Here is a 20905-nt window from a genome sequence, read left to right as displayed (position 1 = left end):
TTTCCCGACTGACACAGTCGGGCTATGTTCAAATTGGCCCACTACCCGTCCAGGCATATCTGGCATTACATTTACTGCGGGAACAAGGCACCGTGCGCGGCCCCTGGAAGTTGTCGCGCGCGCAGTTACAATACCGCAGTTGGATCGACTGGTACGATTTCATCCTTGGCATCTTGAACTGCGGCGTATTAACGCTGATATCGTTGGGAACGCGCGGCTGGCAACGGCCTGTCCGATCATGTGGGCGCGGGGCCCGGCGGTTTCACGGCGACGGATCACTGTGACTGTTACTCTTTTGACAACGCCGCTCCACGATTGGCATGCCGCGCATGGCGGGCGGATGGTCGATTTTGCCGGCTGGTCGATGCCGGTGCAATACACGTCGATCGTGGCCGAGCATACGGCGACGCGCACAGCGGCGGGGTTGTTTGATGTCTCGCACATGGGGCGGCTGCGATTTTTTGGTTCCCATGCTGCGGACTTCTTGGATTCGGTTGTAACGCGGCGTGTGAGCGATATGCGCGCCGGCCAAGTTCGCTACTCGCTGGTCACAAATGAAGACGGCGGCATTCTGGACGATGTGCTGATTTATCGCGGATACGATGGCGGAGAAAATTTCGGCATGGTCGTGAATGCCAGTAACCGCGAAAAGATTGTTCAATGGCTCGGCAACCAGCAAACGATTTGGCAAAGCGAACTTGGCCATTCCAATACCTTGACGGTTAGCGACGATACGCTTCAGTCCGCAATGATTGCCGTGCAAGGCCCCAAAGCGGTGGAGTTGTTGGAGCCAGTTGTCGAAACGGCCATCAAACCGGCTCCGGTTCAAGATTTCAAATCGATGGGTTATTACACCTGCTGGATGGGATTGTTCGACGGCGACGGCGTCATGTTTAGCCGCACCGGTTATACTGGCGAGGATGGCTTCGAAATTATCTGCGATGAGGAAATTGCCCCGCAGATTTGGGAAGTGTTGACCACACGAGCCAGCAAACTGGGCGGGATGGCTGCTGGTTTGGGCGCGCGCGATACGCTGCGGCTGGAAGCGGCGATGCCGCTGTACGGGCACGAATTGAACGAGCAAACCAATCCACTAGAAGCTGGGCTGGGGTTTGCGGTGAATTTGGAGGGCCGAAAGTTTCCGGGCTGTGAGGTGTTGGCGGCCGTGAAGCGCGAGGGACCGAAGCGAGTGCGGGTTGGATTAGAGTTGGCCGGGAAGCGGGCGGCGCGGGAGCATTATGCGATTTTTGGGAAGTCAGACAGCGGGCAGCCGATTGGTGAAATCAGCAGCGGGACGTTTTCGCCCACGCTGCAAAAGCCGATTGCGATGGGTTATGTGCCGCCGCAATTCGCGCAGCCGGGAACCGAGTTATTTGTCGACATCCGCGGCAGCCGCGAACCGGCCCGGGTGGTGAAGTTGCCGTTTTACAAGCGACGTTAGGATTTGAACGACAGCGCGTAAAGCAAGAATATCGTCAAAGAGGCACAGATGAACACGGATGAAAAGGATAAACACAGATAATTATCAAATTATTTCATGGGTGTGGCAAACTGTTACCCAGGCTAGGCCAATCTGTGTTCATCTGTTTTATCCGCGTTCATCTGAGTTCCAATGATCAGCCATCGCTGGTTGAATTTTTCCATCTACAATTCCAAATCAAAAAATAAATGGGGAGCATGACGTGAAACCGCAAGAACTGTTGTACGCCAAAACGCATGAGTGGGCCGCGGTTGAAGCTGGGCCGGGCGGGAAAATTGCCACGGTGGGCGTTTCGGCGTTCGCGGTCGAGGCGCTGACCGATTTGGTGTTCATGCAATTGCCGGCCCTTGGCCGCAAGGTGAAGGCGGGCGAATCGTTCGGCGAAATTGAATCGGTCAAGGCAGTGAGCGATTTATACAGCCCGGTGGATGGCGAAATTGTGGAAGTCAACACCTCCCTGCCCAACAAGCTGGAAACGCTGAATAACGACCCATACGGCGCGGGCTGGCTGGTTAAAATTAAATTGACGGACGAAACCGCCCTGAAGAACCTGCTGGATTACCAAGCGTATCAAAAGATGTGCGCCGAGGAACAACATTAGAAATGACCAATGACCAAATCCCAATGACCAATAAGGCGCCAAAGCGTTGGTCATTGGCGCTTGGACATTGGTCATTCAGTCGGCGCCCGTAAAATCTTGCAATTGCCCCCGTTTCAATTTATTGGTCAGCATGTCTTACATTCTTAATACGCCGGCGGATCAGCAAGCGATGCTGGAAGCGATCGGCGTAAAATCGATCGACGAACTATTCGCACAAATTCCGGCCGAGCTGCGGTTGAATCGGGAATTGAATATTCCGCCGGCGCTGTCGGAGTTGGAGCTGACGGCGCACTTGGGTCAGTTGGCGGCGCGGAATGTGGCCTGCGGGCAAAAAGTGTGCTTCCTGGGAGGCGGGAGCTACGATCATTTTGTTCCGGCGGTGGTCGATTACGTGGCGGGGCGCGGCGAGTTTTACACTTCGTACACGCCGTATCAGGCGGAGGCCAGCCAGGGGAATTTGCAAGCGTTTTTCGAGTATCAAACGCTGATCACGCAACTGACGGGCATGGACGTGGCCAACGCCAGTCTGTACGACGGCGGGAGCGCGGCGACGGAAGCGGTGCTGATGTGCATTCACGCCACCGGCCGGCAAGGACGCGTGGTGGTGCCGGCGAGTGTGCATCCGGAATACCGGCAGATTTTGCAAACGTATTTGGCGAATTTGGAAACGGAATTGGTCACGGTGGGCACGCCGGAGGGGACGGTCAATTCGCATGAATTGGCCGCCGCACTGACCGACGACACCGCTTGCGTGTTTGTGCAACATCCGAATTTTTTTGGTTGTTTGGAAAATGTGCAATCGCTGGTGAAAGCGGCGCATGAGCGCGGAGCGCTGGCGGCGGTTTCGGTCGATCCGATCAGCCTGGGCCTGCTCAAGCGGCCGGGGGATTATGGGGCGGATATTGTGGTGTCCGAAGGGCAATCGCTGGGGACGCCCATGCAGTACGGCGGTCCTTACTTGGGCATCATGGCGTGCCGGGAGCAGTTTGTGCGGCGGATGCCGGGGCGGATTGCCGGGCAAACGGTCGATCGGCGAGGCAAGCGCTGCTGGGTGCTGACGCTGCAAACTCGGGAACAGCACATTCGCCGTGAAAAAGCCACGAGCAACATTTGCACGAATCAAGGGCTGTTTGCGCTGCGGGCCAGCGTGTACTTGGCGGCGATGGGACCGCAGGGAATGCGGGAAATCGCCACGGCGTGCGTTCGCAAAGCCCACTACGCACTGGAAAAACTCACGAGTGGAAAGCGGTTGACGAAAAAATTTGAGCGGCCCATGTTCAAAGAGTTTGTGCTGCGCGATACGGCGGGTGGTGTGGACGAGTTGCTGTCTGAGGCACTGGATTGCGGTTATTTTGCCGGCGTGCCGCTGGGGCAGTGGTATCCGGAGTTGGCGGATAGCGTGCTGGTGTGCGTCACGGAGAAGCGGACACGAGAAGAAATTGAGGGGCTGGCGGTGGTTTTTAAGGAAGGCAGAAGGCAGAAAGCAGAAGGCAGAAAGCAGAATGTGGAAAGAGCGCCGGCAGTTTAGCTTCTGCCTTTTGCCTTCCGCTTTCTGCGTTTAATTATGCGTAATACCCGGGCCACACAATTACTGTTCGAACTTTCGCGTCCTGGGAGGCGGAGTGCGCAGATACCGTGCGCCGACGTGCCGGCGACGCCGGTGGAAGAGCTGTTGCCGGCCGAGGCGATTGCATCGTCGCGGCCGCCGCTTCCGGAATTGGCTGAGCCGGAGATTGTGCGGCATTACGCCAATCTTTCGACGCTGAACATGTCGATCGACACGCATTTTTATCCGTTGGGTTCGTGCACGATGAAGTACAACCCCAAGCGGAATGAGCGCGTGGCGGCGATGGCGGGGATTGCCGATTTACATCCGTACCAGCCGGAGGAAACGCTGCAAGGGATGTTGCAGTTGCTGTTCGAGATGCAAACCATTTTGGCGGAAATAGCGGGATTAGATGCGGTTTCGCTACAGCCGGCCGCCGGGGCGCATGGTGAGCTTACGGCGCTGATGGTGGCGGCGGCCTATTTCCGCGACCGAGGCGAGAAGCGGACGAAAGTGTTGGCGCCGGACAGCGCGCACGGCACCAATCCGGCGAGCGCAGCCATGGCGGGCTTTGAGGCGGTGACGATCCGCAGCGCAGCGGACGGCTCGGTGGAGATGGGCGAATTGAAATCGCATTTGGGAAGCGACACGGCCGTGTTCATGATCACCAATCCGAACACGCTGGGATTGTTCGAACGGCAGGTGCGCGAGATCGCGAATTTAGTGCACGAACAAGGGGGGCTGATTTATTTAGACGGCGCGAACATGAACGCGATTTTGGGAATTGCGCGGCCGGGCGATTTTGGGGCGGACATGATGCACTTCAATCCGCACAAAACTTTCAGCGGGCCACACGGCGGCGGCGGCCCGGGCGCCGGACCCATCGCCGTGCGGAAATTTTTGGAGCCGTATTTGCCGCTGCCGGTGGTGGAAAGAGCGCCTTCACCCTTATCCCAACCCTCTCCCATCAAGGGAGAGGGAAATTTTGTTTATCGGCTGGTCAAGCAGCGGCCGAAATCGATCGGTCGGGTGCGCAGCTTTTTCGGGCAGGTGGGCGTGTTTGTGCGGGCATACTGCTACATTCGCACGTATGGTCCGCAAGGTTTGCGGGCGGTTTCGGAAAATGCAGTGCTCAACGCCAATTATTTGCTGAGCCGGGTGAAGCACATTTTCCCCGTGCCGCAGGGGGACCGGTGCCTGCACGAGTTTGTGGCGACGGCGAGCAAGCTAAAAGCGGATCGAGGCGTTTCGGCCATGGACGTGGCCAAGCGGCTGTTGGATTATGGCTTTCATGCCCCGACGGTTTACTTTCCGCTGACGGTGAAGGAAGCGATGATGATTGAGCCGACGGAAACGGAAAGCAAGGAGACGCTGGACGCTTTTGCCGAGACTTTGTTTCGCATTACGGAAGAATCGCCGGAGTTGTTGCACGCAGCGCCGCACACGACGCCCATTAGCCGACCCGACGAAGTGCGCGCGGCACGACAGCCGGTGATGCGGTGGATGCCGGCACGAGAATGACCAATGACCAAATCCCAATGGATGAGAAATGACCAATGACCAAATCCCAATGACCAATAAGGACCAAAACTGCTTGCCTGCTCTCATTGGTCATTGGTGCTTGGAGATTGGTCATTCATTCGAAATTCGGCTTTCGCCATTGCTGTGAATTCCTGTCGCCTCATCATCGATCCGCCGGCATCGGGCGCGTGGAACATGGCGCTGGATGAAGCGCTGTTGGAATCGGCGCAGAATGACGGAATTGCCACGCTACGGTTTTACACGTGGCGGGAACCGACGCTATCGCTGGGATATTTTCAGCCGCACGACGATCGGAAATTGCACGCGGCCAGCGCCGGGTGTGCGCTGGTGCGGCGTGCCAGCGGCGGCGGTGCGATTTTGCACGACCGCGAATTGACCTACAGCGTTGCCCTGCCCTTTGCGCATCCGCTTGCCGCGCGGGCTGAAAAGCTGTACCAGGCGGTACACCGGAGCTTGATCGAAACGCTGGCGGAGTTTGGCGCTGCGGCCACACAATGCGAGCCGGCGTCAGCACCCTCACCCTACCCTCTCCCAAAGGGAGAGGGTTTTGAAACCTGCACTAACACAAGCTCTGGTTTGAATAAACCGTTTTTGTGTTTTCAGCGGCGCGAACAGGGGGACGTGCTGCTGGCTGGTCACAAAATCGCCGGTAGCGCGCAGCGGCGGCAGCGCGGGGCGGTGCTGCAACACGGCAGCGTGCTGTGGGCCCGGTCGCCGTTTGCGCCGGAGCTTCCCGGAATTGCCGATTTCATCGACGGTTCCAAAGAAATGGCAGGCGCAAATTTACGGGGAATGAACGGGCTGCTGGAGGTTTGGCCCGTACGGCTGGCTGCCCGATTATCGCTGGATCAACAGCGAGAGGCACTGCCCGAGGCAGTAGTGTCAGCGGCCCGAGCAATCGAAAGAGGAAAATTTGGTGACGCGGGCTGGACTTGCCGGCGCTAATCGACGGATGGGCCGAAAATGATTAAGCCTTCATAAAACTGCTTCCGATTAGGCGGTGTGCTGGCGGAACTCTCGTTGGGAGAAGGTTTTGCAGCGGGAGGCGGCGGTTTTAGGCTTTTGAAACCAGAGTTTGGGCAAAATCTGAATTGAGTCGGCTGCGAGTGGCGGCCGATGTCATCTCGAGAAAGGTTTTGGCTGCCGGGGGACAGCCAGGACACTGATGGGGGGATTCTTTGACTGGAGAGCGCCGATCCGGTAAGATCGGGCTTGTGGGAAGTAACTGTCGACACACGGGCCAGGCCCGTGTCGGCCATTGGAATGTTTGGTTCAGTGTGATCAGACCAAACGCGCCGCAGGTCCTCTTTAAGGCTTATCGTTATCTTCTTTTTTCCAAAGAGGGGGGCGCGGAACGCGGACTGGGCGGCTAAGCTTGCGTGGTTTGAGTGAACAATTTTTTTCTAAATAGGGAGCAAGCCAGGAAGTATCAGAGCGTGCTGTTCCGGCAACGCACAATTTCGTCGTGGTGAATTTTCGCAATTATTATTAGATGTATCGCAGTACCACGTTACGGAACCGAGGCGGAGCATGGAATTAACTCTCAAGCTGCTGACCGGCCGCAGCGCCGGCAAGGAAATACCGATTACGGTCAGCAAGTTTCTCATCGGGCGTGCCGACGACTGCCACCTGCGCCCCCATAGCGAGACTGTGAGCCGGCATCATTGCGTGCTGTTGGTCGAAGAAGGCTTTTGCGCAATCCGCGATTTTGGCAGCCGCAACGGCACGATTGTCAACGAACAAAAAGTGGTGGGACAGCACGAACTGCACAATGGCGACCGTATCAAGGTCGGCAATTTGGAGTTCGAAGTGGAATTGACTTCGCGTGTCGGGGGCAAGAAGCGCCCCAAGGTCAAAGATGTAAAAGACGCCGCCCAGCGCACCGCCACGGGAGCAAAGGCGGGCAAAGGCGATCAAGATATCAGCGATTGGTTGACCCCGGTTCCGGCCGATAACGAGACGGATGATCTGGAAGAACGCGGTCAACCCGCGCACGAAACTCCGGCCATGTCGGTGAGAGAAACCGCGTTTCTGAAAACACCCACCGACGAGACGACGACGATCAAGCCGGTGGATGCGAAAGCGAATCCACCGGCATCGCCGGAGGAGGCCAAAGTTAGCGAATCGGGCGGGATGCCGGCTGTTAAGACAACCGGTAAATTTATGGCGCCGACTCCGGCAGTTCCTAAAGACAGCCGCGAGGCCGCAAATCTGGCGCTGAAAAAGCTGTTCAGTAACCGGAACGGTTAAGCCCGGTGCGGCTGGCTCAGCGCCGGCGCTAAACCGAAATCTAAGCCGGTTACGGTGAACGGTTGTCTGGATAGCGTCAAGCTTGACCGGGCTGTGCTATCCTATCTATAGTTCCAGAGGCGACCGGCGCGATATGAATAAAGGGCAGGACGCCAGCTAGTTGTCTAGAAAAGTCACTGCGTTTGTCAGGCTCGAAAGCCTGACCTACTTTTTGCCGAGGAATGCGTGCGAGCCGTCAAGCGTAAGCGTAAAGCCGGTATTTTAGGTGTGGCGTTTGATGCCGCCGATGGGCAAACGCGCATTACCAAGGGAGATAATTTTGTGCTGTGCGGCGGCTCGCAGGAAACGCACGAAGTAATGCAGGAAACGGCCGTGAAAATCAACGAGCGGCTGGCCGAGCAAGCTCAGCGTCTGGAAGATGTTTCGCTCCGCGAATTGCGTGGTATTGCCCGCGATGTCTGGCAGCAGGTGACGGGGAAGAAGTAAGCCTGCCGCAGCTGTGCCGAATCAGCAATGTATGGCGGTTCTTTACGCCAACGGCGCCAGAGGTTGCTTTTTCTAGCGATTTGAAACAACAATGGTTCCTGGCGGGTATACGCTTTAGAACCGCCTTCCGCCAGACAAAAGGGACCCTGCATTGGCTGACGATGTGCGAGACCTAGTCCAGCGCTCGCTGGCCGGCGACCAAACCGCGATGTTGGCCTTGGTAGACCGCTACCAGAGCCCGGTTTTCGGGCTGTGCTTGCGCATGCTTGGCCAGCGACAGGACGCGGAAGACATGGCGCAGGAAACATTCGTTCGGGCATTTCGGAGCCTGCGGCAGTGGGATTCGCAGCGGGAGTTTTTGCCTTGGCTATTGGCGATTGCCGGCAATCGCTGCCGGACTTGTTTGGGGCAACGGATGCGACGCCCCAGCACAACGCAATTGGTCGAGCAAGTGCCGGACCGGCAGCCTGACGGCAAACCGGCCCGCCATTTGGCGGAGGAATTGCAGCGGGCGATGGGGCGGCTGCGGGAGGAATATCGGCTGGCATTTAAGTTGTTTCACGAGGAAGAGTTGAGTTACGCTGAAATTGGAGCCGCACTTGATTGCCCGTTGGGAACCGTGAAAACGTGGGTGCACCGGGCGCGGCGGGAATTGGTGGAAATGCTTCGCAAACGAGAAGTTGTGGGGGAGGTGTCACGTGCCATACGCCAAATCTAACGGCAGTGAAATGACTTGTGCCACGTTCAAATCGCGGCTGAATGCCGTGCTCGATGAGCGCCGGTCGCCGCAGCTCGATCTTTTGCTGTGCGCGCACGCACGTAGTTGTCCGGAATGTGATCAATTACTGTCGACACAAATGTCATTGTTCGAGACGTTGCCGAACACACGGGAGGAACCGTCCCCTGATTTCGCCTTGCGAGTCATGCAAGCGGTTGACGTGCAGCGGCGGGAGCAAAAGCGTTGGCGGCTGCGTGCCAGCGCGGTGGTTGCCATTGCCGCGGCGCTATTGATTGCGGTGATTAGCTGGCGGGGACCGGCGGCAATCCACGAAGCGAGCAATGGCCCCAGTGAAACGCAGCCGCAGAAATTGACTGCGGAAGTTCTCAAACGAGTGGACCGTGTGGCGGAAGATTTCAAACCGGTGACGGGTTCGGTTTATACGGCGTTTAACGCCTTCTGGCTGGCGAATCGGTTTTTATAAGCGGCATTTTTGCAAGCGGCTTGTAGAAGGGGCTTCTGTCCAGGGGGGCCGCTCGCTGCTAAGCGGCCGGCGGCGGTTTTTCCTCGTGCTGGGCCATCGATCTGATTGGGGACCGACGGGCTGCGCCCCACGACCGTCAAAATCGCCCCATCGGGAAAACCCGCACCATGCGATTATCTCCCTAAAACCGTACATTTTTCCCAGGCGTTGATGTTTAACATGGGGGCGGTCCGATTTCCTCTGTCGTAGGTACAGGGCCTATACTTCTTGTGGTTTGCGTCTATTCCCCAGTCAGAAAAGGCGAAACACGTGTCCAAAATGAAAACTGCCGCCGCCGTAGTCGACCGCCGAGGGAGCACAGAGCGTCGCCTTGCCGCCGACCGCCGGAGTGCTGTTCAGGCTGTGCCCGTCGAACGCCGCAAGCTGCAACGGCGCGAAAAAGTAAACCGCCGCCGACAGATAGACCCCACCACCTGCGAGCGCGATTATTCGGAGGAAGAAGTCGAGTTCATGCACGCCCTGGATCGGTACAAACGGAGCAGCGGCCGGATGTTCCCCACGTGCAGCGAAGTGCTGGAAGTGATCCGTAGCCTGGGCTATACCAAAGTGAACCCGACCACCTTGATGGAAACACCGAGCGAACCGAATCCTGCGGCGCACGGTTGATTTCCAACGCCAATGGGCTGCGGCACAAAGGCTAGCATCGCTAGCGTGCTCTGATTGTTGGGGCAATTTTTTCTGATCGCTGTGATGGCGGCACATTTTTGCCCTTGCACAAGCGGCGGGCAGAAACTATGGTTTGCCCGCTTTTCTGGGCTTGCACGTCTCCGCCGAAGGATTTCGCGCGCCGTACGCATTCAAGCCATCCAGGGGCTGTTCAGCCAACGTATCACACCAGCGGAAGGAGGCGCAACCCGTGAACCGTGCGCGCTTCGATCATTACGTCATTCTTCGGCAGGCCGGTATCGGCCGCTGCCTAAAAGTCATTTCGGCGCTGACCGCCGGATTATGCTTCAGCGGACTCGGGGGATGCGGCTGGATGTCGACGGGGGAAAACTCCGAGGGGGTGCGGTTGTTTCAGATGGGCAACTACGACGGTGCTGCGAGTGACTTCCGCGAAGCCATGCAAAACGATCCGAACAACCCTGACAGCTATTACAACCTGGCGGCATACTATCACCGCCAAGGCAAGTTGCAACAAAAGCCGGCCGACACCGCCCAGGCCGAAAGTTATTACCGGCAGTGTTTGGATCACAACCCCAACCACGTGGAATGCCGCCGCGGTCTGGCGGTGCTGCTGGTGGAACAAGGCCGATCGGAGGAAGCGTTCAAGATGCTGGAAGATTGGTCGACAGAAAATCCGTCGCAGGCCGCGCCGAAGATCGAGTTGGCCCGCATGTACGAAGAATTCGGGGACAAGAAATCAGCCACCGATTGTCTGACTTCGGCGTTGGCGGTTTCGCCCAACGATCCGCGCGCTTTGGCCGCATTGGGGCGGTTGCGCGAGGAATCGGGGGATGTGAACCAGGCCATGGCGAACTATCAACGGGCCTTAATGGTGGACCGCAACCAGCCGGAACTGGCCCAGCGCGTGAACGCTTTGCAGCAAGCCGGTGTGACCGGCGCGCCATACACCAGTGCCGGTGGCACGCGGTTGGTGGCAGCGCCGGATGCAACGTACCGGTAGTTGCCAAAACTATCAGGCCGCCACATTCTGTGACACTACCGCCGCTAAATCTGTCAGGGCCATTTCGAATTGCGGGGGCGGTTCGGTGTGGGTGGTGTCGGCGGGAACGGGACGCCGGCGGCGGGTGACGTGATTGAGCGAATCTAAGAACGCGGGGGAAATGCGCTTTAGAGCAAATAACAATCTGGCCAACGGCGTGACCAGCACCAGCCGCTTGTTGCGTTTGATGCCCGAGACGCCTCGGCGCGCAACGTAATCGGGCGAGGCGGATAACCAAGCGGGCGGATTGGGCACCGGCTGGCCGCGGCTGCGGCCGCTGATGGCCCGGTTGTATAAGTTGCTGCTGACTGGGCCCGGGCACAAATTGGTGACGCCGATGCCCTTGCGGTTGTATTCGGCCCGCAGCGCTTCGGTGAAGCCCGTCAAGCCAAACTTGCTGGTGTGGTAGGCGGAAAAACGCCCTCCGGCGACGATGCCGGAGATGCTGCAGACGTTGAGAATGTGAGCGCCGTTTCGCGCCAACAACGTGGGCAGTAGCTCCCGCGTAATTTGCACGGGCGCCAACAAATTGATGGACATGAGCCAGTCCCATTGCGGGCCGGTCATTTTTTCGGTGGGTCCGTAATAGGCGACGCCGGCATTGTTCACGAGCAGATCGATGTATTTCCAGCGCGCGAGCAAATCGGCGATGGCGGCCGAGATTTGCGTCGGTTGCGATAAATCGCAGGGGCGGCCGACGGCCACGACGCCGCGGCGGCGGCACTCGTCGACGATGGTTTGCAGGCCTGCCGCATCGACATCGACGAGATACAAATGGACGCCTTCGCCAGCCAATCGCAGCGCCAGTGCCCGGCCAATGCCCGAAGCCGCTCCGGTGAGGAAGCAGCGTTTGCCTTTGAGATGTTTCATGTGCGACTCCGATTTGCATTCTCTGATTTGGGCTTCTCGAAGATTGACTGGGGTTTATTTACGTTCGTTTGCAGCCATTTCTTGGGCGGCGATTTCGGGGCTCATTTGTTTTCCGCCCACGGAGAGCGCGGAAATGGCCGACGCCAGGCGGCGCGGTAAAAACCGGACCAGGACTCCATTGATTTGATAAACCGGGCCCGGCGTGATGAGCAGTTTTCCGCGGAGCATGCCGACCACGGCCCGCCGCGCCGTGTACCAGACCGGGACGTTGGTGAGTTTCATAAGAAATGTCCGCTCGTGAAGCGCGACGTCGTGGAACTCCGTCTTCATGAAACCCGGGGCAACGACGCTGATGCGGACGCCCGTTTTGCGCAGTTCGTGCTGCAGCCCCTGCGCCAGGGCAACCAAATAGGCCTTGGCGGCGGAGTAGACGCTGTAGCGGGGAATCGGCTGCAGCGCGGCGAATGACGAGACCTGCAAGATGCGTCCATAACCTTGTGCGACCATAGCCTGGGCATACAGCCGCGTGAGCGCGGTTGTCGCGGAAACATCGACCGCAATCATCTGTTCGATTTGCTCCAGCGATTGCTCCAAGAAAGGACCGAAATGCCCCAAGCCGGCATTGTTGACGAGGATGTCGATTTGCAAACCGGCGGCGCGAACGACGTCGAACAATTGGCGTGGGCCGGTGGATGTGGAAAGATCGGAAGCAAACACGGCCACATCGACGTGATGTTCGCGGCGGAATTGTTCGGCCAGCGTTTCCAGGCGATCGCGGCGGCGCGCGGCAATTACGAGGTTGAAACCGCGCTGCGCCAGGACGCGGGCAATCTCCGCGCCAAACCCACTGCTAGCGCCGGTCACTAAAGCGCGTTTTTTTGCGGCATCCATGCCCGTATTTTCCTTTGATTGGCAAGGCAAATTATCACAATTGGTCGGCCCAAGTCACTTCCAGCTTGTTCGCTTGGGATCGAACCGGGGGAGGGGCAGTGCTGTCATCGAATTGGTGGTGGGACAATTTGAAATTCCGACAGCCGCTTTTCCCGACTGACACAGTCGGGCTATGTTCAAATTGGCCCACTACCATCGAATTAGCGTCCTTGACCACTTTGCCCCAGCGGCGTATTCTGCGTGATTCACGGAAGGAAGCGTGCTAAACCGCAAGCGGATGGATAGTCCATTGTCAGCGGATCGGTTACTGTCGCCGGAATACTCACCACTCGAACACATCACCCATGACAGAGCGTGTTTTCAATTTTTCGCCCGGTCCGGCCGTTTTGCCGGTGAGTGTTTTGGAACACGCTCAGCGGGAACTGCTGGCGCTGCCTGGCGTGGGGATGTCGATTCTGGAGATCAGCCACCGGAGCAAAGCGTTCGACGCCATTTTGGCCGAGGCCACCCAAGGCCTGCGCGATTTGCTGGGCGTGCCCGAGGGTTACCATCTTTTGTTTCTTCAGGGGGGCGCCAGCTTGCAGTTTACCATGGTGGCGATGAACCTGCTGCGCGGGACGGGCAAAAGCGCCGATTACGTTCTCACCGGCACATGGGGCAAAAAGGCGATTGAGGAAGCCCGGCGCGAAGGGGAAGCGCATGTTTCCTGGGACGGCAAAGCTACGAATTATGATCGGCTGCCAAAGTCGGGAGAGTTGAAACTGACGCCCAGCGCAGCTTACGTTCATTACACCGACAACGAAACGATCCAGGGGGTGGAGTTTCCGTCGCCGCCGGAAGTGGGCGGAGTGCCGCTGGTGTGCGATGCATCCAGCAATTTTTTGAGCAAGCCGGTGCCGATTAGCAAATACGGCTTGCTGTACGCTTGCGCGCAGAAGAACGCGGGTCCGTCGGGCGTGACGGTGGTGATTATCCGGGACGACGTCATGCAGGGCGCCGCGCCGAATTTGCCGCCGATGCTCGATTATCGCCAATATGCGGCCAATGAATCGCGGTACAACACGCCGCCGACGTTTGGCATTTACGTGGTGATGCTGATTTGCCGGTGGCTGAAAAACGAAATTGGGGGGCTGGCCAAAATGCAGGAGCTGAACCGATCCAAAGCGGCGCTATTGTACGATGTGCTCGATCAGCATCCGAAGTTTTATCAGGGGCATGCGCAAGCGAACTGCCGGTCGCAGATGAACGTCACGTTTCGGCTGCCCAACGAAGAAATCGAAAAAGCATTTCTCGAAGGCGCCAAGCAGCACAAGTTGATCGATTTGAAAGGGCACCGCTCGGTGGGCGGCATTCGGGCTTCGATATACAACGCCATGCCGCGCGCAGGCGTGGAAACGCTGCGGCAATATATGCTCGATTTTGTGAAACAACGAGGATGAATCATGTTTCGGCCGGCGCGCTCGCCTGACGGCTCGCGGCTAAACCGCAAGCGGATGGACCACGAACGGCTAAGCGGCAAGCGGATGGAAACAAAACCACAATCGCATGCTAAACCGCAAGCGGATGGATGACCAGCAGTAATCATCATCATTTGCCCATCACAACGCTCACCCCTCAAGACACTTCCCCATGCCCCGCATTGTCGTACTCGATACGCTGAGCCCGGACGGCCTGAAATTGTTGGAAGAGGCGCGAGCGAAAGGGATCGAATATCAAGTCCGGACGGGACTGAAAGAAGAGGGCTTGCGCGAAACACTGGCCCAGTTTGAAGGGGCGATTTGCCGCAGCGGGGTGAAGATTACGGCCGATGCGCTGGCCGGCAATCATCGGCTGAAGGCGATTGTGCGGGCGGGCGTGGGAACCGACAACATCGATAAAGAAGCGGCCACGCGATTGGGCATCGTGGTGATGAACACGCCGGCGGGCAACACGCTGAGCACCGCCGAGCACACCTGGGCGCTGATGCTGGCGCTGTCGCGGAATGTGGCCCCGGCTTATCAAAGCCTGATTGAACATCGCTGGGACCGGAATAAATACATGGGGACGCAACTGGCCGAAAAGACGCTGGGGATTGTCGGTTTGGGGCGGATCGGTCAGGCGGTGGCGAAGCGGGCCAAAGCATTTGAAATGCGCGTGCTGGGCTACGATCCGTTTTTGAATAAAGATCGGGCTGCCGAAATGGGCGTGGAACCGGTCGACAGCATTCGCGATTTGCTGCCGCGTGTCGATTACCTGACCGTTCACACGCCGCTGACTGAGGAAACCAAAGGCATTGTGAATGCGGAAACGCTGCCGCTATTGCGGACCGGGGTGCGGCTGATTAATTGTGCCCGAGGCGGCATTTACGACGAGGCGGCGCTAGCCGAGGGTTTGAAAGCGGGCCGCATAGCCGGCGTGGCGCTGGATGTTTACGCCGACGAACCGTGCACGGACAGTCCGCTGTTTGGAATGCCCGGCGTGTTGTGCACGCCGCACTTGGGCGCCAGCACGGAAGAAGCGCAAACCCAAGTGGCTGTGGAAGGGGTCGGCTTACTGGTTGATTTTCTCACCACGGGGGCGATTCGCCACGCGGTGAATATGAGCCCACTTGATCCGAAGACGCTGGAAGCATTGCGGGGCCATTTGGATGTTGCATTCCGATTGGGACGGCTCTTAGCGCAACTGGTGCGCGGGAGCCCCAAGCGGTGCGAGCTTCATTATCGGGGGGAAATAGCGGGGAAGAATACGAAATTGCTGAGCGCCGCATTCGCCTGCGGATTGCTGGAATCGGCCTTGGTCGAAGACGTGAACATTGTGAACTCGGAAGTGCTGCTGCGGGAGCGGGGAATTGAATTGGTGGAGCAATCGCGGCAAGATCGGGGAGCGTTCAACTCGTTGATTAGCGCGCAGGTGACCACGGACGGCGAAACTCGCCGAGCGGCGGCCACCCTGTTTGGCAGCAACATGCCGCGACTGGTGCAGATCGACGAACATCGCCTGGAAGCATATTTGGACGGCGTGCTGTTGGTCTTCACGCATACGGACGTGCCTGGCATCATTGGCCGGGTGGGCACGATTTTTGGGCAGCATCATGTGAACATTGCCCAGATGGCGGTAGGCCGCAGTGAAGCCGGTGGGGCCGCAACCGGGGTGTTGAATTTGGATGACGAACCCGGGGCCGCGGCGTTGGCGGCGGTGCGGGCCGCGCCGGACATCAAATCGGCCACGGTGGTCCAATTGCCCCCCGCCGGTAAGCTGCCCGGCTGGCTGCAATAAGCGGCAGGAAACGGCTGGTTAATACTGTTGATTGGCCGACTGCCGCCAGGGGTGAATTGCTTGGTAGAGGCGGCTTTCCGCCGCACACCCGCTCGGCCGGAAAATTCCTTACGGCCGGACCTTTTTCACTAACTATTGCGGATTTCCCAAAGGTTAAAACTTCACATGGTCGCGGAGTGTGGCCGATGCTTTTTTAGCAGGCCGATCGCCAGTGAAGTTGCCCGCGACCGCCTTCGTCGCCTGCCGCCCCGCCTCTTAAAACCTTTCCTACGAGCACTGGCCTTTATGTCGTCCGCCGACCTTTCTCTTGAAGCGCGATTGCAAGCCGACCAGCTTGCCGAACAATTTGAAGAACGAGTTTCCACCGCGCTACGGCAAAATCCACATTTGCACACCCGCAACTTGCGGTTTGAGGCCAGTGAAGGCCGCGTCACGCTGAAGGGGCAGGTCAGTTCCTGGTATCAAAAGCAGATGGCCCAGGAAACGTTGTTCCGGCTGGACGGCATCGACCGCGTGGAAAACCAGTTGGAAGTGAACTGGATCTAAAAAACGAACGGTCGCCGATTCAATCGTCCCGTCCAGAAAACAGGGCGGCTGGATTGTCCGTTTCTTTACCGAGTGATTACCTGGGCTGCAACGGTCGTTGCGTTCCCATCACGGCGTCGCCCCGGTTGTCGTAATTCGGCAGACAGCCTTCCAAGCGACAAACGTGCAGCACTTGCTGATTACCCGGCGAGAGGCCGCACAACCGCAGCATGCCGCCGTGCGAGTGAATGCGCTTTGACAACATCACTAATTGCGCAATCAGGCAACTTTGCAAGAGCTCGATATGATCGAGTTCCAGGACCAACCGATACGTGAAGCTCTGCTCCAAGATGGACCAAATTCGTGCCGCCAGAGCAAGCTCTTCGGCGCCGCCATCGTGCGCGGGCCGCAAGCGAACAAACATCCAATCGGGCCCACGATCCACATCGAAGTGCCACCCAGCCACAGCTTGTGCGGTGAGCATATAGAGCCCTCCCTTCCGCCAGAAAGAGGTTTGCCTAACGATTACTTCCCCGAGAATTATCATAAGCATTTAAGACGGCGTTGCAACATGAAGTTGGCCAGCAGCAAATCGCAGACCATCGGCACAGGCAGTGTCCACCGCAGGCAAAATTCCCATGGTAATTACAGTTCGATTCCCAGCGATCTCGCCCCCTTGCAGGCTGCGGTTGAATGGCGATACTGACCAGCTAGCCTGGTTTTTCGTTTCGATTTCCTGTGGCATTTCCGCTAAAAGCTAGCAATTGTTGGCGGAACCCCCTTTCATCAAGCGAGGTTCATCATGGCACGTTCCGGAGCAGTCACGTTCAAGGGCAATCCACTTACCTTGGTTGGCGAGGCGGTCAAAGTGGGCGCAGCAGCGCCTGATTTCACCTTGCATTACTTTGAAGGTGGCCTGAAAACGATCAAGCCGGCTGATTTGAAGGGTAAGCCCACGCTGATTAGCGTTGTGCCCTCGCTCGACACGCCGGTTTGCGCGCTGCAAACGAAAAAATTCAACGAGCAAATTGGGGTGTTGGGCGATCGGATCAACGCGGTGACGGTCAGCCTGGATTTGCCGTTTGCGATGAACCGCTTTTGCGGGGCCGAAAGCATTAAGAACATGCGTGTGGGCAGCGATTACCAAGACCGCAGCTTCGGCAAGAACTGGGGCGTGCTGATTGACGAACTGAAAATTTTGGCCCGCGGGGTGTTCGTGCTCGATAAAGACGGCAAAGTCGTTTACGACCAGGTCGTTAAAGAAGTGACCGACGAGCCGGACTACGGCAGCGCGCTGGCGGCGATTAAGTCGCAGCTGTAATTTGGTTTATTCCACAGAGACTCAGCTTCACGCGGCGCGCTTGAGTAACCGCAGCAGGGCGATCAGCACGATGGCGCCGACGAGAGCCACGATCAATTCGCCAATGAGGCCGCCGCCGGCGGATATTCTCAGCAGGCCGAACAGCCAGCCGCCCAGTAGCGCGCCGATGACGCCGACGACCAAATCGCCCAACAGTCCATAACCGCCCCCTTTCATAATGAGGCCCGCCAACCAACCGGCAACAATCCCGATGATGATGAACCAAACCCAGTGCGGCATGACACGGCTCCTTATCCACGAGTTAGCAATCCGCCGCGGCTGCCAGAATTGGCAAGCAAGAATGCGACGATTGCCTCTGCTATTATATGCTATTTCAAAAGCGCTTCAATTTGCTGGCGGGCCGCCTGCAGCGCGGCGGGGAGTTTCTCGGGCGATTTGCCGCCGGCTTGGGCCATGTCGGGCTTGCCGCCGCCCCGGCCGCCCACGATTTCGGCGGCCGAGTTGATCCATTTTCCGGCACTGAGGCCGCGGTCGACCAAATCGCGCGTCAGCCCGGCGATCAGGGTGACTTTATCTTCGGCGGCACTGGCCAGCAGGATGGCGGCGGGACTGACTTTGCGGCGGACCAAATCGACCAGTTCGCGCATGCCGGCGGCATCGACGCCGGGCGTTTCGACGACGATGACGGTTGCGCCGCCGACTTTGGCGGACTCTTCAATTAGCTTTTCGGCGGTCACACCGCCGGCTTTGGGACCTGCGGCCAATTGCTTTTTCAGATCGCGCACTTCCTTGGCCAGCGACGCCAGACGGTGCGGCACTTCGGCCACAGGCACACGCAGTGCGGCGGCGGCTTCGGCCAGCACGTGTTGATCTTCCCGCGCTTGCTTGATGGCCCCCTGGCCCGTCCAGGCGACAATGCGGCGCGTGCCGGCCGAAACGCTTTCTTCGTGTGCCAGGCGAAACAGGCCGATTTGGCCGGTGCTGCTGACGTGCGTACCGCCGCACAGTTCCTTGCTGAACTGGCCCATGCTGACCATCCGCACGACATCGGGATATTTTTCGCCGAACAGCATCATGGCGCCGGCTTGCCGCGCCTCGGCGATGGGCAGCAGCTTCCAACTGACGGGCTCGGCGGCCAGAATTTGCCGGTTTACTTCGTCTTCGATTTTCGCCAGCGTGTCGCGGTCGACCGCCGCCGGATTGGCGAAATCGAACCGCAGCCAATCGGCATCGACCTTGGAGCCCTGCTGCTGTGCGTGCTTGCCCAAGAATTTTTGCAAGGCGTAGTGCAATACGTGCGTGGCGGAGTGCGCGCGGCGGATTCCGTCGCGCCGTTCGGTATTCACTTTGGCCGTCACGGTCTGGCCCAGCTTTAACACCCCTTCGCGCAAATGACCGCGGTGCAGGACGAAGCCTTTTTCTTTTTGGGAGTCGATGACATCGAACCGCAGCCGAGGCCCGACGATTTCCCCCGTATCGCCCACCTGGCCGCCCGATTCGCCATAGAACGGCGATTGATCGAGCACGACCGTGACCGGCGCGGCCTCGCCAACTTCTTGCATGACTTCGCAGAGGTGATCTTGGGCAATGATGCCCACCACTTTGCCTGGAGCCTGGGTGGTTTCGTAACCCAAAAACTTGGTGGGTTCCATGGCCTTTGCTAAACTGTCGACAGGGCTGTGGGTGAAGACGTCGGCCACCTTGCCGCCGCCGCTTTCCAGGCCATGCTCCTCCATGGCGGTTTTGAAGCCGGCCCAATCGAGCTGCAGATTATGCTCCGCGCCGATTTGCTCCAACAACTCCGGGGGGAAACCGTGAGTGGTGTAGAGATCGGCGGCTTCGGCGCCGGTAATCAGCGAGCGGCCATCGCGCTTCATCGAGTCGAACAATCGGTCAATGAGATTCAGACCGCTGTCGATGGTGCGGAGGAAACTTTCTTCCTCGCTGCGAATGATTTTCGAAACGCGCTCGATGGTGGTTCTTAATTCCGGATACGGCTGCTTCATAACGTCGGCCACCGTGCCGACCAATTGATGCAAGAACGGCTGTCGGACTCCCATTTGATGGCCGTCGAGCACCGCGCGGCGCAGGAGCCGCTTGATGACATAGCCCTGCTTTTTGGGCCCGGGCACGACTTCCTCGTGAATGGCGAAGGCGCAGGCGCGAACGTGGTCGGCAATCCGCCGCAGCCGGCGGCCATTGTCGCTTTTCGGATCGTACTTTTGCTTGCACACTTCGCCGGCGGCTTCGACCAGCGGCCGCAAAATGTCGATGTGAAAATTGGTTTCCACTCCTTGCATGACTGCGGCCATGCGTTCCAGGCCCATGCCGGTGTCGATGTTTTTGCTGGGGAGCGGCCGCAAATTGTTCGGCGGAGTTCCCAAGCGGTTGAACTGGGTGAAGACCAGATTCCAGATTTCCACTTCGCCGCCGCCGGGCGCGTGAAAGAAGATTTCGCTGCACGGTCCACAAACGCCGTCGGGGCCTTTGCTGGGGGCGCCGGCGGGCCAGAAGTTATCGTCCTCGCCCATGCGTTGAATTCGCTCGGTCGGCACTTTGATTTCGTCGTGCCAGATGTGGTAGGCCTCGTCGTCATCCAAATAGACGGAAACCGACAGCCGTTCCGGCGCAATGCCCATCCATTTTTTCGCCGTCAAAAATTCCCAGGCCCAACTTATGGCTTCGGGCTTGAAATAATCGCCGAAGCTGAAATTGCCGAGCATTTCGAAAAACGTGTGGTGATAGGCGGTGCGGCCCACGTTGTCGATGTCGCCGGTGCGGAGGCATTTTTGACAGGTGGTGGCCCGCGTGAATTCCAGTTTGCACTTGCCCAAGAAATGATCTTTGAACTGATTCATGCCGGCGGGCGTGAACAGCACGGACGGATCCCACCGCGGCACGAGGACGTCGCTGGGCCGGCGGATGCATTTTTTCGATTCAAAGAACGCTAAATACTTTTCGCGAATTTCGTCAGTTTTCATGGAAGGAAATCATTCAAGCGGATTTTTCACCGCAGAGGCGCAGAGACACGGAGAGAACTAAGAATTAACAGCAAACAGACGGATTATCATATCCGGCTAGCGAAACAGCGACTAGGCGGACTGGCGGCTTGCAAGTAGCGGCGTAAAAGCATACGGGCGATCAGCTCGCGCAAAAAAAGCCCTGGGGTTGCAACCCCAGGGCTGGCGACCACGACGAGATTTGTCACCC

Annotated in this window: 22 protein-coding genes; 17 read left to right on the top strand and 5 right to left on the bottom strand. The window is 58.2% G+C overall.

Going from position 1 to position 20905, the window contains the following annotated elements; translation table 11 throughout:
* The 12 genes from VMJ32_10105 to VMJ32_10050 form a co-directional block, all read left to right on the top strand.
* Window positions 1-284 (top strand): hypothetical protein (locus tag VMJ32_10105; protein HTQ39373.1); only part of this gene is annotated, 284 nt, incomplete at its 5' end.
* Window positions 281-1441 (top strand): glycine cleavage system aminomethyltransferase GcvT, encoded by a 1161-nt coding sequence (gene gcvT / locus VMJ32_10100; GenBank protein ID HTQ39372.1) that lies wholly within the window; start codon window positions 281-283, stop codon window positions 1439-1441. The genes VMJ32_10105 and gcvT, both read left to right, overlap by 4 nt.
* Window positions 1442-1682: 241 nt before the next feature.
* Window positions 1683-2081 carry a glycine cleavage system protein GcvH gene (gene gcvH / locus VMJ32_10095; protein HTQ39371.1) on the top strand — a complete coding sequence of 133 codons (399 nt, stop codon included), beginning with the start codon at window positions 1683-1685 and terminating at the stop codon, window positions 2079-2081.
* A gap of 130 nt (window positions 2082-2211) precedes the next feature.
* Window positions 2212-3609: an aminomethyl-transferring glycine dehydrogenase subunit GcvPA gene (gene gcvPA / locus VMJ32_10090; GenBank protein ID HTQ39370.1), complete on the top strand. Its 1398-nt coding sequence runs from the start codon at window positions 2212-2214 to the stop codon at window positions 3607-3609.
* Between the two features lie 36 nt (window positions 3610-3645).
* Window positions 3646-5148, top strand: coding sequence for an aminomethyl-transferring glycine dehydrogenase subunit GcvPB (gene gcvPB / locus VMJ32_10085; GenBank protein ID HTQ39369.1), 1503 nt, complete (start codon window positions 3646-3648; stop codon window positions 5146-5148).
* A 144-nt stretch (window positions 5149-5292) separates the two neighbouring features.
* The gene (locus VMJ32_10080; GenBank protein ID HTQ39368.1) at window positions 5293-6114 is read left to right on the top strand and encodes a lipoate--protein ligase family protein; all 822 of its coding nucleotides are present in this window, start codon (window positions 5293-5295) and stop codon (window positions 6112-6114) included.
* 585 nt (window positions 6115-6699) lie between these two features.
* Window positions 6700-7419, top strand: a complete 720-nt coding sequence (locus tag VMJ32_10075; protein ID HTQ39367.1) for an FHA domain-containing protein — start codon at window positions 6700-6702, stop codon at window positions 7417-7419.
* A 225-nt stretch (window positions 7420-7644) separates the two neighbouring features.
* Complete coding sequence (locus VMJ32_10070) at window positions 7645-7905, top strand: hypothetical protein (protein HTQ39366.1); 261 nt, start codon at window positions 7645-7647, stop codon at window positions 7903-7905.
* Between the two features lie 151 nt (window positions 7906-8056).
* Entirely contained in the window at window positions 8057-8623 is a 567-nt protein-coding gene (locus VMJ32_10065; protein ID HTQ39365.1) for a sigma-70 family RNA polymerase sigma factor, read from the top strand.
* The gene (locus VMJ32_10060; GenBank protein HTQ39364.1) at window positions 8604-9107 is read left to right on the top strand and encodes a hypothetical protein; all 504 of its coding nucleotides are present in this window, start codon (window positions 8604-8606) and stop codon (window positions 9105-9107) included. The genes VMJ32_10065 and VMJ32_10060 overlap by 20 nt, the downstream gene beginning before the upstream one ends.
* A 318-nt stretch (window positions 9108-9425) precedes the next feature.
* Entirely contained in the window at window positions 9426-9773 is a 348-nt protein-coding gene (locus VMJ32_10055) for a hypothetical protein (GenBank protein ID HTQ39363.1), read from the top strand.
* Window positions 9774-10023: 250 nt separating this feature from the next.
* The gene (locus VMJ32_10050) at window positions 10024-10794 is read left to right on the top strand and encodes a tetratricopeptide repeat protein (GenBank protein ID HTQ39362.1); all 771 of its coding nucleotides are present in this window, start codon (window positions 10024-10026) and stop codon (window positions 10792-10794) included.
* A gap of 12 nt (window positions 10795-10806) precedes the next feature.
* Here the strand turns inward: VMJ32_10050 and VMJ32_10045 are convergent, their stop codons facing one another.
* Entirely contained in the window at window positions 10807-11703 is an 897-nt protein-coding gene (locus tag VMJ32_10045) for an SDR family oxidoreductase (protein ID HTQ39361.1), read from the bottom strand.
* Between the two features lie 54 nt (window positions 11704-11757).
* Window positions 11758-12594, bottom strand: a complete 837-nt coding sequence (locus VMJ32_10040; GenBank protein ID HTQ39360.1) for an SDR family oxidoreductase — start codon at window positions 12592-12594, stop codon at window positions 11758-11760.
* A 344-nt stretch (window positions 12595-12938) separates the two neighbouring features.
* On the opposite strand from VMJ32_10040, the gene serC reads away from it, so the two are divergent.
* The 4 genes from serC (at window position 12939) to VMJ32_10020 (ending at window position 16395) form a co-directional block, all read left to right on the top strand.
* The gene (gene serC / locus VMJ32_10035; protein ID HTQ39359.1) at window positions 12939-14033 is read left to right on the top strand and encodes a 3-phosphoserine/phosphohydroxythreonine transaminase; all 1095 of its coding nucleotides are present in this window, start codon (window positions 12939-12941) and stop codon (window positions 14031-14033) included.
* Between the two features lie 3 nt (window positions 14034-14036).
* Window positions 14037-14165 (top strand): hypothetical protein, encoded by a 129-nt coding sequence (locus tag VMJ32_10030; GenBank protein ID HTQ39358.1) that lies wholly within the window; start codon window positions 14037-14039, stop codon window positions 14163-14165.
* Between the two features lie 58 nt (window positions 14166-14223).
* On the top strand, window positions 14224-15849 hold the full coding sequence (serA, locus tag VMJ32_10025; GenBank protein HTQ39357.1) for a phosphoglycerate dehydrogenase: 1626 nt from the start codon (window positions 14224-14226) through the stop codon (window positions 15847-15849).
* 285 nt (window positions 15850-16134) lie between these two features.
* Window positions 16135-16395 (top strand): BON domain-containing protein, encoded by a 261-nt coding sequence (locus tag VMJ32_10020; protein HTQ39356.1) that lies wholly within the window; start codon window positions 16135-16137, stop codon window positions 16393-16395.
* Between the two features lie 76 nt (window positions 16396-16471).
* Here the strand turns inward: VMJ32_10020 and VMJ32_10015 are convergent, their stop codons facing one another.
* On the bottom strand, window positions 16472-16858 hold the full coding sequence (locus VMJ32_10015) for an STAS domain-containing protein (GenBank protein ID HTQ39355.1): 387 nt from the start codon (window positions 16856-16858) through the stop codon (window positions 16472-16474).
* 318 nt (window positions 16859-17176) lie between these two features.
* Here VMJ32_10015 and tpx point away from each other — a divergent pair, with 318 nt between their 5' ends.
* Complete coding sequence (gene tpx / locus VMJ32_10010) at window positions 17177-17695, top strand: thiol peroxidase (protein HTQ39354.1); 519 nt, start codon at window positions 17177-17179, stop codon at window positions 17693-17695.
* A gap of 27 nt (window positions 17696-17722) precedes the next feature.
* Here tpx and VMJ32_10005 read toward each other — a convergent pair whose 3' ends face one another.
* Both VMJ32_10005 and alaS read right to left on the bottom strand, forming a co-directional pair.
* Window positions 17723-17974, bottom strand: coding sequence for a GlsB/YeaQ/YmgE family stress response membrane protein (locus VMJ32_10005; protein HTQ39353.1), 252 nt, complete (start codon window positions 17972-17974; stop codon window positions 17723-17725).
* A gap of 89 nt (window positions 17975-18063) precedes the next feature.
* Window positions 18064-20676 (bottom strand): alanine--tRNA ligase, encoded by a 2613-nt coding sequence (gene alaS, locus VMJ32_10000; protein HTQ39352.1) that lies wholly within the window; start codon window positions 20674-20676, stop codon window positions 18064-18066.
* Window positions 20677-20905 lie beyond the last annotated feature (229 nt).

This window comes from Pirellulales bacterium, assembly GCA_035499655.1.
In the GTDB taxonomy this organism is placed as follows: domain Bacteria; phylum Planctomycetota; class Planctomycetia; order Pirellulales; family JADZDJ01; genus DATJYL01.
Note: the sequence above shows the minus strand (reverse complement) of the source record. Positions and strands in the feature narration are given on the sequence as shown.